The 12,762-nt window shown below is 31.8% G+C and carries 12 protein-coding genes; 4 read left to right on the top strand and 8 right to left on the bottom strand.

The genetic code is table 11. The features are described 5' to 3' along the window. The first annotated feature begins 7 nt into the window (after nucleotides 1-7). The 4 genes from moeB to moaA are packed head-to-tail and all read left to right on the top strand — an operon-like array spanning nucleotide 8 to nucleotide 3,457. A complete protein-coding gene (moeB, locus tag FUA22_RS16470; protein WP_147769685.1) occupies nucleotides 8-1,102 on the top strand; it encodes a HesA/MoeB/ThiF family protein in 1,095 nt (364 codons plus the stop codon). Continuing rightward, complete coding sequence (locus tag FUA22_RS16465; protein ID WP_147769684.1) at nucleotides 1,092-1,535, top strand: molybdenum cofactor biosynthesis protein MoaE; 444 nt, start codon at nucleotides 1,092-1,094, stop codon at nucleotides 1,533-1,535. Before moeB ends, FUA22_RS16465 begins: the two co-directional genes overlap by 11 nt. Nucleotides 1,536-1,538: 3 nt before the next feature. Continuing rightward, the gene (moaCB, locus tag FUA22_RS16460) at nucleotides 1,539-2,450 is read left to right on the top strand and encodes a bifunctional molybdenum cofactor biosynthesis protein MoaC/MoaB (protein WP_147769683.1); all 912 of its coding nucleotides are present in this window, start codon (nucleotides 1,539-1,541) and stop codon (nucleotides 2,448-2,450) included. Next, nucleotides 2,450-3,457: a GTP 3',8-cyclase MoaA gene (gene moaA, locus FUA22_RS16455; RefSeq protein ID WP_147769682.1), complete on the top strand. Its 1,008-nt coding sequence runs from the start codon at nucleotides 2,450-2,452 to the stop codon at nucleotides 3,455-3,457. Before moaCB ends, moaA begins: the two co-directional genes overlap by 1 nt. A 45-nt stretch (nucleotides 3,458-3,502) precedes the next feature. On the opposite strand, the gene FUA22_RS16450 is transcribed toward moaA, so the two are convergent. The 8 genes from FUA22_RS16450 to FUA22_RS16415 all read right to left on the bottom strand — a co-directional run bounded on the left by FUA22_RS16450 (nucleotide 3,503) and on the right by FUA22_RS16415 (nucleotide 12,746). Further along, a complete protein-coding gene (locus tag FUA22_RS16450; RefSeq protein ID WP_170309955.1) occupies nucleotides 3,503-5,512 on the bottom strand; it encodes an LruC domain-containing protein in 2,010 nt (669 codons plus the stop codon). A 218-nt stretch (nucleotides 5,513-5,730) separates the two neighbouring features. After that, nucleotides 5,731-6,777 (bottom strand): beta-propeller fold lactonase family protein, encoded by a 1,047-nt coding sequence (locus FUA22_RS16445; RefSeq protein ID WP_147769680.1) that lies wholly within the window; start codon nucleotides 6,775-6,777, stop codon nucleotides 5,731-5,733. Between the two features lie 43 nt (nucleotides 6,778-6,820). Beyond that, a complete protein-coding gene (locus FUA22_RS16440) occupies nucleotides 6,821-7,306 on the bottom strand; it encodes a glycosyltransferase (protein ID WP_147769679.1) in 486 nt (161 codons plus the stop codon). Between the two features lie 52 nt (nucleotides 7,307-7,358). Further along, on the bottom strand, nucleotides 7,359-8,549 hold the full coding sequence (locus tag FUA22_RS16435) for a glycosyltransferase family 2 protein (protein ID WP_147769678.1): 1,191 nt from the start codon (nucleotides 8,547-8,549) through the stop codon (nucleotides 7,359-7,361). A gap of 4 nt (nucleotides 8,550-8,553) precedes the next feature. After that, a complete protein-coding gene (locus FUA22_RS16430; protein ID WP_147769677.1) occupies nucleotides 8,554-9,174 on the bottom strand; it encodes an acyltransferase in 621 nt (206 codons plus the stop codon). Continuing rightward, entirely contained in the window at nucleotides 9,165-10,379 is a 1,215-nt protein-coding gene (locus FUA22_RS16425) for a glycosyltransferase (protein ID WP_147769676.1), read from the bottom strand. The genes FUA22_RS16430 and FUA22_RS16425 overlap by 10 nt, the downstream gene beginning before the upstream one ends. A gap of 4 nt (nucleotides 10,380-10,383) precedes the next feature. Then, a complete protein-coding gene (locus FUA22_RS16420) occupies nucleotides 10,384-11,538 on the bottom strand; it encodes a glycosyltransferase family 4 protein (protein ID WP_147769675.1) in 1,155 nt (384 codons plus the stop codon). A gap of 5 nt (nucleotides 11,539-11,543) precedes the next feature. Beyond that, nucleotides 11,544-12,746, bottom strand: coding sequence for a glycosyltransferase (locus FUA22_RS16415; RefSeq protein WP_206667118.1), 1,203 nt, complete (start codon nucleotides 12,744-12,746; stop codon nucleotides 11,544-11,546). Between the last annotated feature and the right edge of the window lie 16 nt (nucleotides 12,747-12,762).

Genomic DNA, 12,762 nt, shown 5'->3' with positions numbered 1-12,762 from the left:
TTATTAAATGATTAGATATAACAGACATATCATTTTATCTGAAATAGGTCTTGAAGGTCAAAACAAACTTTCAAAGGCCAAAGTATTGGTTATTGGTGCAGGTGGTTTAGGCTGTCCCGTATTGCAATACCTTGCTGCAGCAGGCATTGGTACTCTAGGTGTTATTGATTTTGATAAAGTAGAACTTTCAAATCTGCAACGTCAGGTATTATTTGGTTCGTCTTCAATAGGAGAAAACAAAGCCCTTGCCGCTAAGAAACGATTAGAGGACCTTAACGGCAATATAGAAATTAAAGCGTATCCGGAAGTGCTCACTTATCAAAATGCGCTTGAATTATTTAAACAATATGATATTATTGTTGATGGTTCTGATAATTTTGAAACGCGCTATCTGGTTAATGATGCCTGTGTAATTACCAACAAGCCTCTGGTTTTTGGAGCTATTTATAAATTTGAAGGACAAGTTTCTGTATTCAATTATCAAAACGGTCCAAGTTACCGTTGTCTATTTCCGCATCCTCCAAAAAAAGATGCGGTTCCTAACTGTTCGGAGATAGGTGTTTTGGGTGTACTTCCAGGAATTATCGGTAGTATGCAAGCTAATGAAGTTATCAAAGTTATATTAGGCATTGGCAATGTGTTATCGGGGAAATTACTTTGTTACAACACATTATCAAACCGAACATCTACCTTAAAAATTAACAAGAATGATACTGTCATTAATGACGTTTTGAATATCCAATCTACTTTTAAGGATAAAGCTTTAAATATCAATTGCGAAACTAATGAGATTGCTTCAATTTATGATTTAGCGACTAAAGAGAACATACAATTCATAGATGTTCGAGAAGTTCATGAGCAACCTAATATTGAAGGTACAAATGTCCTATCAATTCCTTTAGGTGTACTTCAAAACAATTTAGAACAATTAAAAAACGACACAGACAATTACTTCTTCTGTCAGTCTGGAGCACGAAGTAAAAGAGCTGTGGGCTTTTTAAAAGAACAAAATATAAGAAACTGTTTTAGCATTCAAGAAAGTGCAGAAGAAATAAAAAACTATTTAGAAGAACAACATAAAGAAAAGACCGATGTCAGATAAAAAACCAAAAAACGTATTTAGAGAAGGCCCTATTTCCTCAGATTTTATTGGAAATTCCATTTATAAACATCAAAGCAAAACAAGTATTGGTGCACATAACATTTTCCTAGGTCAGGTAAGAGCCGATGACATTGACGGAAAAACAGTTTCGGCAATTGAGTATACTGCTTATGAAGATATGGCTAATCAAAAATTTCATGAGATTAGAGAATCTGCCTTTGATAAATTTGATTTGACCTGCATGCACATTTACCATAGTTTGGGTAGTGTTAAAGCAGGTGAAATTTGTCTTTTTGTTTTCGTGTCTTCACCAAGACGTAAAGTAGTTTTTGAAGCTTTAGAATATATTGTAGAGGCCATAAAAGCCGATGTACCTGTTTTTGGTAAAGAGATTTTTGAAGATGAAACTCATCAATGGAAAGTTAATAGTTAAGTTATGGTAGATATCACACATAAAAGTACAACGTTAAGAACTGCTGTGGCTCAAGCTGTAGTTAAGGTTAGTAAACCAGAAACTATAGAGGCAATTAAGAATGATACTGTACCAAAAGGCAATGTTTTTGCAATGAGTAAAGCTGCTGGTTTATTGGGTGTTAAACGCACTCCAGATATTTTACCAGATTGCCACCCCTTACCTATTGAGTTTACCGGTGTTGAATATGAAATTAATGATTTAGAAATAACAGTCCTTTTCACTGTAAAAACCATTTATAAAACAGGTGTTGAAGTTGAAGCAATGCATGGAGCCAGCGTAGTTGCCCTTAATATTTACGATATGCTAAAACCAATTGATAAAGGCATAGAAATTCATGCTATAAAACTTCTAACTAAAAAAGGTGGTAAATCTGATTTTAAAGACCGCTTTAGAAAAGATTTAACAGCTGCTGTTGTTGTGTGCTCTGATACTATTTCTGCTGGTCACAAGGAAGATAAAGCAGGAAAAGCTATTATTGAAAAACTAAAAGCAAGTGAAGTAGCTATTTCAGAATATGTTATTATTCCAGATGAAATTGATGCTATTCAAAATAAGGCGAAGTCTTATCAAGAACAAGGAATAGATATGGTAATTTACACCGGAGGAACTGGTCTCTCAGGAAGAGATGTAACACCAGAAGCTTTACTACCATTATTAGATAGAAGAATCCCTGGTATTGAAGAAGCTATTAGAAATTACGGACAAGACCGTACCCCCTATTCTATGTTATCAAGAAGTATTGCCGGAACTATCGGGAACACATTGGTTCTAGCTTTACCTGGTTCAACCAATGGTGCAAAAGAATCTATGGATGCTATATTTCCATCTGTGTTACATGTATTTAGAATTTTAAAAGGTGCTAGACACGATTAATGACAAAACAAAAAATCATATTACAAGATAAATTCGGTAGAGACCACACTTACCTGCGTATCTCATTAACAGAACGCTGTAATTTACGGTGTACGTATTGCATGCCTGAAGAAGGTGTACAGTTGTCTCCTAAAAGTCATTTAATGAGCTATGAGGAAGTTTATGATATTGCTAAAACCTTTGTTGACCATGGTGTTACTAAAATTAGGTTAACTGGAGGCGAACCTTTTGTTCGTAAAGACATCCCTGTTATTCTTGAAAAGTTAGCATCACTTCCAGTTGAACTTTCAATAACCTCCAATGCCGTAATTATAGATAAGTTTATACACGACTTAAAAGCGAATGGCGTTAAAAAAATCAATGTAAGTTTAGATTCTTTAAGTAGAGATAAGTTTACTCATATCACTCGTAGAAATCAATTTGATAAAGTTTATAAAAACATTCTACTACTAGTTAAAGAAGGTTTTACAGTTAAGGTGAATGCTGTCTTAATGAAAGGCTTTAATGATGATGAAATTATTGACTTTATTAACCTCACTAAAGATTTACCTGTTTCTATTCGATTTATAGAATTTATGCCTTTTGATGGAAACAAATGGGATATGAGCAAAATGGTTTCTTACAAGGACATCATGGATAAAGTTAACCAACACTACCCTGTAGACATAGTTGAACGCTTGCAAGACGCTCCAAATGACACAGCCAAAAACTATACTATTAAAGGTCATAAAGGTAGTTTCGCCATTATAAGTTCTGTGACTAATCCGTTTTGTGATTCTTGTAACAGATTGAGATTAACAGCTAATGGTCAATTAAAAAATTGTTTGTTTTCGTCCACTGAATCAGATTTACTTACAGCTCTTAGAAATGGAAAATCAATTGAACCAGTCGTTCATAAAGCAGTACAATCCAAATTCAAAATACGTGGCGGTATGGATACTTTGGAAAAGCTCCAAAAACCAGACTTACATGGAAAAAACCGTAGTATGATTACAATTGGTGGATAAAAGAAATAAATTCTAATAAGATTGTAATTTAATCACTAATTAGGCTTAGAATTGAATATTATCTGAATTACGATACCCTGGATTATCTTTATACCAATCTTTGAATTCTAACCCTCCGGAAATTGCCCATGAATCAAAATGGTTGTAAGCCTTATTTACAGCTTTACTTTCTTTTGGCACCTTAAAATCATGTACAATATTAATAGCCCATGGGAACCCATTATTACTTATATAATTACCATCCGCATCATTATTAGTACCTTCTACTTCAAAAGTATTTAATCCAAGTGTGGTTGTATTCATGTAAGCTAAATGCACTTCCTTTTCTCTTAATTTATCTATTATCATAAAAGGGTTAAATGGTGCAGTTCCTAAATCATTGGTACTTACAGGAGATGTGAATTTAACCGATACTTTATTTTCGCTATTTAACATAGAATTAGAATCATCAAAAATTATTATTACAGCATTATCTTGACCTGCTTCCGTTCCATTTGCATTCTGATTAATATAATTGTGTGTTAAAATATTACCAGAAACACTTTCTATTTGCGATGGTAAAATTGATTCCAATTCAATACCAAATCCATTTGTGAAACTTGCTCTATTTGATTTTGTATTTATCATAAAATCTAATTGCACAGCTAAACCTTCGGCATTCAAAACAGCAACAACCCTATAATTTACAGCTAAATCATTAAAATCATAATCACCGTTTGTAGGCCATAAATCTTCAAAGGCTACAGTTCCCCAACCATATTTACTTGGTGTAAACATTTCAAAAGCTTTATTTGCATCATCAGGATAGCTATCATCTCTATCAACAATGCCATCACCATCAGTGTCTGGATCTTCTTCTGTTTGAGTAAATACCCTAAATGTTGTTAAATCATTAATAGTTCTTCCTAAGTCTGTGTTATTATTAGCGCTAACTCCATAATTATATTGCCAACCACCCGTTTGAGTATCCATAATAATTAAATCAGAACTATTAGCATTATTGGCGAGCCATAATTCCTGATTAGAATCAAAGGTCATTGAAGTAGGTTGAAATGGAAGATTATCTGAGCTTATTCTCGAACTTTGATATTCATTATTTGCATCCAATTCTAATCTGTAAAGACCAGAAAAGGTACACAAAAAGAGTGTTCCATCTTCTGCAAAGGCTAAATCACCACCACTTGTGCTATGCAATCCATTAATAACCCAAGTATTTAAATTAACACCATTTGTTGGGTTATATGTATATAGTTTATTCCCTGTAGAAAAATAAAGTAGTCCATCCCTATAGTTATAATCTAATCTTGGTCCGCCTCGACCAATATTAGCAACAATTTCCCAAGTATCATTTTCAATAGAATATTTCATCAAAGGATAAGGGCTGCTTTTTCCTATAGAATACAAGGTTTTATTTTCTTGGTCTATCGCACATGTCCAACTGCCCATAGGCATATCTGATAAATCAGTAAGATTACCAGTCAGAGGATCAACTTGAAATAATTGGGCTGAACCATTAACACAATATAAAAAATCGCTCACAATATCTGGAAAACCAGACTTCCCTGTCACACTTTTATTTGCTAAAGCATAATTATAATCAACTTTTTGGCCAACAATATTTTCAATAGAAGATGTATATTTTAAATTATCATTCCTTCTTATGTATACCTTATCATAATATTTTGGTAAACTTATTGTTTGACTTAACACACCCTTAAATGGTACTCCTGAAAAAACTAATTTACTTATTAAATCAGATTTGTAAAGATCTTCTGTTACTATTTCTCCTTCTTGGTTTTCAAACGTTTCTGTTCCGGCAAAGTATTTTTTATCTGAATAAGCATAAATATCATATCGGCCACTGCTGGTGTTATCATTTATTGTAATCTGCACTTCATGTTGGGTGCTAAAATCAAATCCATTTGGAACATTTATGGATATACCCTCCTCTTCTATCACAATATTCTCCTCTTCAATCTCAGGAACTACGTCACAAGAACAAACGAAAAAAAATAATACACTAAAAAAGGAAAGGCTATTCAAAATATTTTTCATAATACTCATATGTTGAAAATTGATCATAATATATAATGTAAACCCTAAATAATAGGTTACTATTTAAGTACAAATCTATTAATAGATTATCCTTACTTTTTAACTAATCTATGATTGACAATTTTAAAAGGTTGGTAGGCTTATTTATGTAGACGAATGGTTTTTTTAACAATCTCACCTAAACACGAAGGTTTATTCTCTAAAAGTTTTCATCATATTTATTCAACAAATGCTAGTCCATCAGGAACTTGACCAGTGGTTATCGTACTAACCAAAGTAAAATTTTTCATATCAACAACTTCAACCTTATCAGCATTGGAATTAGACACAAAAGCATACGAACCATTAGGATGCATCAAAATCCCAACAGGTCGAGGTGTATGGTAAAGTACTCTTTCTATAAAACCTTTTTTACCAGGAATACTTATTGTTTTTATTAATCTTTTAAACTGTCTATTAAATACAGTTATCGTTCCATCCCCAGAATTTGTCACCAAACAATACCTACCGTCAATAGAAAATTTGAGTCTTAAAGATTCATTTCCAGTTGGAATAGTATGTGTAATTTGATAAGTTTTAGTATTAATTACCGAAATAGAATTATCTAAATAATTAGTAACCCAAATTTCGGATCCATCAGGCGTAATATCAATACCTTCTGTTCCCAAACCACAAGGAATTATTCTAATTAATTGGTTTAAATTAAGATCAATTACACTAACCGAATTTGAATTAACATTTGTCACATAAGCAATAGGTTTAATTGGATGAAAAACTAAGAGATGACTGTAAATTTGCTGAGTTGGTATTTTATTTTCTACAATTCCAGTTTCGGTATTAACCACTAATAAATCATTACCTATACCCGTAACAATTCCGACTTTATTGCTTAAAGAAAAATTAAGAATTCCAAATGGTCTTATACTCTGCGCAAGCTCAATAGTTTTTTCAACTTTATTAGAATTAGCATTGATAATGGATATACTTTTACCTGCCAAATTTTGGTTTCCATAGTTTGCAACAACAACTTTTCTAGAAGGGTTTAAAGTTGTTATTTCACGAGGCCCTGAATCCATATATATTTCGGTCAACTCTTTACCATGAAATAGATCAAAAACTGTAATACTACTACTCAGTTTATTTACAATGTATAATTTTCCATTTGTTTGAATTGTATAAGAAGCTCTTCTTATTACAGCAGTGGAAACCACATAGAATACCAATAATAATAAAGCAATAAAGGCTAGATATTTAATGTGCTTCATAATCATTTAAAAATTACATACTTTTAAATTAGCAGCACTTTAATTACTGTTGATGATTAAGGTTAGTATAATGATTTTCAATATTCATTTTTGCCAAATAATCCATAACAGGAAATAAACTTTGAAACATTGTAAGTCTTATACCCTTCTTATTTAGAAAGCTTTGATTATAATTTAATATATCAACTTGATTATCTCTAATTGCTTTAAATAATAGACTTAGGTCTTGATATTTAATTAAACTATTGGTATTAATATAACCCAAATACTTTAAACTAAATTGGTTAGACATAAACCTAGCTCCTGCCTTGACTGCTGAATTACCTGATTTAAATCTTTTTATATCGACAATAGAAACATTAACACATTGTTCCTTTATCTCCTCCAAAATATTATAAGTATTGTCTTTACTGTTATTATTAACCAAACAGATCTCTATATCTTTTAATTTATTTAAATATTTAGCACAATGACTTATATCAATATCATTTTCATTATTGTAACATATGATTATGATTCCTAATTTCATTTTCTATTTTTTTGATATGTATTAGAGTTCTTTATTAAATAGAGTTATAACATTAAACGGCTCTTTTTGCCCGTTCCCAATTTACAGACTGTGAATTCTTTATATATCTAAAAAATCCAAGTACTACAGAAAGGTTCATGATGAAAAAATAATAAGGAACAAACAAAGCCTTTACTCGTGTTGATCTATTTTCCAAAAACCAACCTAGTAATGCGGCAAAATAAAAAAGTATCTGAAGCCAAAATAAAATGGAATAAAGTCCAACTTCAAACATTCCTATTCTATGCGCCAGTAAGAAAGAAACTGGAATTATTAAAAGCAAACATAAGGGCGTTAAAGTCCATCGTAAGACGCGATGTGATATATATTGAAATGAAAGTGTTCCAAATTTAAAAACATTAAGTAAAGACCTCAACCTTACTATTGATTGGATCCCTCCAGCCGAAATTCTAATTTTTCGTTTTAGTTCTTCTTTTACATTAGCAGAAGCTGTTTCAATAGCATATGCCTCTGGGTCATACTGTATTGTATACCCTTCCTGTGCAACGCGTAATGAGATTACAAAATCATCAAGCAAGGTGTCTTTTTCTACATGACGATATAATTTTGTTCTTATCGCAAATAATTCTCCAGCTGCCCCAACTACAGAATAAAGTTCTGCATCCCATTTCTTTAAGGTTGATTCATATTTCCAATATAAACCCTCACCTGCGCCTGAGGCAACATCACTTTCTTTATTTATTATGCGCTTTTCTCCAGAAACGCATCCTACAGTTGCATCACTAAATTGATTCACAATTCGTCTTACAGATTCTTTACCTAACATGGTGTTAGCATCACTAAAAATGACAATAGGCGTTTTTACAAATTCCATGCCTCTGTTCATTGCTCCTATTTTGCCATTTCTTGCATCTAAATGATGTACCGTAGTATTTGGATATTTATTTAATAATTCTGGTGTGCCATCATCAGATCCATCTGTAACCCAAACAATATTTAATTTATCTATAGGATATTCAAGCTTTAAAGAATTTTTCATTTTTGCCTCTACATAATTTTTTTCATTATAAGCGGATATAAATAAAGTTACTTCTGGTTCATAAGAACTATCTATATCTACTTTATTACCAATTTTGAAGGTTCTTCTAATCTTAATTATTAAATATAATAGAATACCATAACCAATATATGTATAGAACACAATAAATAATAATATCCAAAAAAACAGTTTTAAGAATTCCATGAGTTTAGTTTTTAATTTTTTCCCAAGAGCTTGTCTTGAAATTGTATTGTTTTATTATTCTAGCCGGATTACCAACGGCCACTGAATAAGGTGGAACATCTTTAGTTACAATGCTACCTGCTGCCACAATAGAATGCTTGCCAATAGTTACACCAGCTACCACTACTACATTTGCGCCAATCCAGGTTTCATCTTCAATAACAATTGGAGCTGTAGATACACCTTGCTCATGAATAGGAAGTGTTATATCTTCATAATTGTGATTTAAACCTGATAGGGTTATGTTTTGAGCCAAACGTATATCATTACCAATAGTTACGGGACCAATTATAGTATTACTCAATCCTATTTTAGTTCTATCTCCTATAATTACAGGACCAACACCATTGTTTATAGCCGAAAAATCTTCGATAGTTGACCTGTATCCTAATTCAAACTTATTCCAAGGAGTTACATCTAAACGTGTTCTTCTTCTTATGCGGGCTCCTTTCCCTTTTTTATGGTAAAATGGATTAACAAACCACTTTACCCATAATCTTGGTCTTGTCTGATTTGGAATAAGAATTGACCAATGTACAAGCTTCTTTAGCCTATCATTAGATTTTATTTTCTCTTTTAATCCCATTTCACTTTGTGTTTAGTAGCCGTTATTATAGCATTATAAATTGCTTCAACATTGTTCGTCCAAGTATGACTTTTAGCTACATTAATTCTATCTTTGGCACGTTCTTTTGAGTCTTCTATTAAGGCCTTTTCTATTAATTCTATGTATTGTTCTTTTGTAGAGCCTAGGTAAACAGAATCTTTAAACATCTCCATGGCTTTAGTTTTAGTTGCAATAATAGGTTTACCCATTGCTAAATATTCATCGATTTTTCGTGGATAATTCCCAATGGTTAAGTTGTTTATCAACTGTGGGTTCATAGCCACATCAAACCCTTTTACATAATTTGGGAGTTCAGAACTATCTTTTCTTCCTAAAAAATACACGTTTGGCAAGTTGTGTAATTCGGACTTCTTAAAATCCTCATCTTCTGGCCCAACCAAAACAATACTCCAGTCTTTTCTTTCGTTTGCAATGTGTTCAAGTAGTTTAATATCAAGCCTTAGTGTTGTTAAAGAACCAACATACCCAATTACTGGTGACGGTATATCATTAAAGTCATTAGGTACTTTTATAGTATCATCTTCATCACTAAAATGAGAAACATCACAACCTTGTCCTACCATATAACTATGAGGATTATATCTCAAACCAAACTCAGCAAAAAAATCAGAGTTAGTAGTAAGTACATCTGCTTTTTCAACAACGTGCGGTTCTATTCTCTCTCCATGCTTTTGCCAATAAGGTACTTTTACAAGATAATCCCTCATATAGTATGCATACACTTTTGGTTGAAGCAATTCTTTTAAATGAAGTCCAAGAAACATTGAGCTATCATTAAACAAAATGAAATCTGAAAAGTTTAAGCGTTTTATCGCCGATTTAATATCACTTGATAATAAATGAGCATTCCGCTTATTTAAAATTTTAAAAATACTGTGAGAACCAACCCAGTTTATAGATTCTACTGTGTTTTTGGGATAAACATTCCAAAGGTTATCACTTATCTTTTCAAGATTCGGAATTTGCCCTTTTGCTATTCTAATTCTTTTTTGAATTCTTTGATTATTCTTTTGTTTTATTCGTGTTATTCTATCCATTGGTGGATTTACATAAAGCACTCGATTATCTTTAGCAAATTCAAGGGCTATATTTTTGCAATTACTTCCAATTTCAATATCCCATGGTTGAATACCAATAATGACAATATCTTTTCCTTTTATCATAACCTTAGGTGTTAATTTCTTTATATAATTGTTTGTATTGCTCTAAAACTTGAAATGCCATTTTATTCCAAGAAAACTCTTTACTTCGTTTAAGTCCCCTATGAATTAGCATGTTTTTATAGTTTTCGTTAGAAACAATCTTCAGCATTGCACTAGATATATCCTCTATTTTATTTGGATCAATTAAGTGAGCTGCATTACCTGCTACTTCTGGCATTGAAGAAGTATTTGATGTAATAACTGGAACACCACAAGCCATGGCCTCTATAATTGGTATCCCAAATCCTTCCCTTAGCGATGGAAACAAAAAAAGTTGAGACAACTTATAAATTACTGGCAAGTCTTCATCTGAAACATATCCAGTTAAAATAATGTGATTGTAAAGATCTATAGCTCCAATGTCATTTAATGAAATTTTTAGGTCAGCATCTTTACATCCGAGCATCAAAAGCTTTTGTTTGGAAGTGGTTCTTTCCAAAAAATCTTTGAATGCTATCAGCACTTTTTTAGTATTCTTTCTTGGGTCTTTATTAGCTATATGCAGAAAATAGTTTTCCGGTAATTTATACTTTGATTTTACCCTTTCTATGTGATCAGCATCCATATTTACCGTAAATGTTTTATTCACTCCATTATGAACAGCTTTAATTTCCTTGTGTTTTAGCTTAAAATATTTAGTTATGTTCTCTTTTTCAAAATTTGAAACAGTAATAAGACGTCTACTATTCTTTATCACTTTACTCACAATAACCCTTCTATATAGATTGCCAAATTTTTGATATAGAGATGCTTTATTAAATAACAAATTCAATATACTACCTTCCATATAAATAATATCATGAAGTGTTGTAATCAAAGGAATGTTCTTATAATAAGGCGCAGTATTACTAGTACAATGTAATATGTCACAATTATATGATTTGGCAATTCTTGGCAATTTAAACTGCTCCCACCATGGATAAGGGCCACCCGGAATTTCTACAACCTTAAAGTTTGCTGTACTTTTAATTGCTGATTTATCCTGGTCAGGTTTTACAAAAATGAAATAATCATTCTCTTTATCTATAACTTGAAGATTTAAAATTAATTCACGAGCTACTATGTCCATACCATGCTTATGAGGACGAAATAATCTTTGAGCCTCTATACCTATTCTCATAATTTTTAATTTTTGATTGTTCCGTGCACGGTATGAATAAATTTCTTGTTCGCTCCTTTAAGTTTGAAAAGCAATAGTGCCATTCTAATAAAAGCCGAGGGCAATGAAATCAATGCTTTTAATGTCTGTAGATTATAAAATGATCTTGGTAGAGCTAAAACAAATGCAATAACTGTTATAAGCAGATTGAAATACCAGAAATTAGTAAGGCTTGGGTATTCCATGTTAAATATAAATGGTAAAGCAAAATAAATTAAGGATATAAAAAAGGTTAATCCAATAAGCAATATTCTTGGTGGAATCAACATTTGCCAAAGTTTATCAAAGAAATTAATATTACCTTTTAAGAAAAGTTCTTTACAACCACTGCCAAAGTATTTTTGTAAATAGACAAACTGTGTTGAGAGCCATCTTCTACGCTGGTTAGAAAAATCAGATGATTTTTGAATTTTTTCGTCCAAGACAATGGCATCTTGTAAATATTCAATTTCAATTTTATTCATGGCGAATTTAAACTCTAACTCCTTATCAAAACCTCCAATGGCCTTAACTGATGCCATCATTGATTTAAACAAATTGTAATTAAATGCCATTCCCGAACCTATTAGTCCAGAGGATAAACCCAAAACTCTATGACCTTTTCTAAATATGTGATTGTTTATTTCTTCACTTGCCGCATCTAATATGGCAAATGAGGTATTTAGATTTTTTGCCTTTCTATGCCCCTGTACTATTTGGTTTCCTTTTTGAAAAGCATCATTGATTTTCACCAAAAATTCAGGCTCCATAATATTGTCAGCATCTAAGACTAAAGCAACATCATAAGACTTACTAAGGTTGTCCATTGCAAAATTTAAAGCTTTAGATTTTGTACTTCTCTTAAATGATACCTCTGTAAGTATAATTGGAAGTTCATTTAGAGCTGCTATAGTTTGTTTTTTTAAAGAATCGGCAATAATTACCACATCAAAATATTCAGTGGGATATTTTTGCTCTAGTGCCATTTTAGCTACTTCAACAATCACAGTGTCTTCCTTATATGCGGGAATAAGTACCGCTATTCTATTTTGGACTTTACTATAACTAACTCTACGATTTTTGTAGAAATGGCCAGCAAAAGCAAAAACAAATATGTATAAACTGGACATCATGAAGTAACCAAACACACTGTATTCAATTCCTTTTAAAATATATTCTATTAATTGCATAAAAGACATAATTTTT

Source organism: Seonamhaeicola maritimus, from assembly GCF_008056315.1.
GTDB classification, from domain to species: Bacteria; Bacteroidota; Bacteroidia; order Flavobacteriales; family Flavobacteriaceae; genus Seonamhaeicola; species Seonamhaeicola maritimus.
The sequence above is the reverse complement of the archived record's forward strand: the minus strand, read 5'-3'. Positions and strand labels throughout refer to the sequence as shown.

Bases quoted from the DNA above. Each gene is read 5' to 3' on its own strand.
- FUA22_RS16420 (WP_147769675.1), bottom strand. From the start codon at position 11,538: ATGAGAATAGGTATAGAGGCTCAAAGATTATTTCGTCCTCATAAGCAT.
- FUA22_RS16440 (WP_147769679.1), bottom strand. From the start codon at position 7,306: ATGAAATTAGGAATCATAATCATATGTTACAATAATGAAAATGATATT.
- FUA22_RS16445 (WP_147769680.1), bottom strand. From the start codon at position 6,777: ATGAAGCACATTAAATATCTAGCCTTTATTGCTTTATTATTATTGGTA.
- FUA22_RS16465 (WP_147769684.1), top strand. From the start codon at position 1,092: ATGTCAGATAAAAAACCAAAAAACGTATTTAGAGAAGGCCCTATTTCC.
- FUA22_RS16435 (WP_147769678.1), bottom strand. From the start codon at position 8,549: ATGGAATTCTTAAAACTGTTTTTTTGGATATTATTATTTATTGTGTTC.
- moaA (WP_147769682.1), top strand. From the start codon at position 2,450: ATGACAAAACAAAAAATCATATTACAAGATAAATTCGGTAGAGACCAC.
- FUA22_RS16430 (WP_147769677.1), bottom strand. From the start codon at position 9,174: ATGGGATTAAAAGAGAAAATAAAATCTAATGATAGGCTAAAGAAGCTT.
- FUA22_RS16415 (WP_206667118.1), bottom strand. From the start codon at position 12,746: ATGCAATTAATAGAATATATTTTAAAAGGAATTGAATACAGTGTGTTT.
- moeB (WP_147769685.1), top strand. From the start codon at position 8: ATGATTAGATATAACAGACATATCATTTTATCTGAAATAGGTCTTGAA.
- moaCB (WP_147769683.1), top strand. From the start codon at position 1,539: ATGGTAGATATCACACATAAAAGTACAACGTTAAGAACTGCTGTGGCT.
- FUA22_RS16450 (WP_170309955.1), bottom strand. From the start codon at position 5,512: ATGAAAAATATTTTGAATAGCCTTTCCTTTTTTAGTGTATTATTTTTT.
- FUA22_RS16425 (WP_147769676.1), bottom strand. From the start codon at position 10,379: ATGATAAAAGGAAAAGATATTGTCATTATTGGTATTCAACCATGGGAT.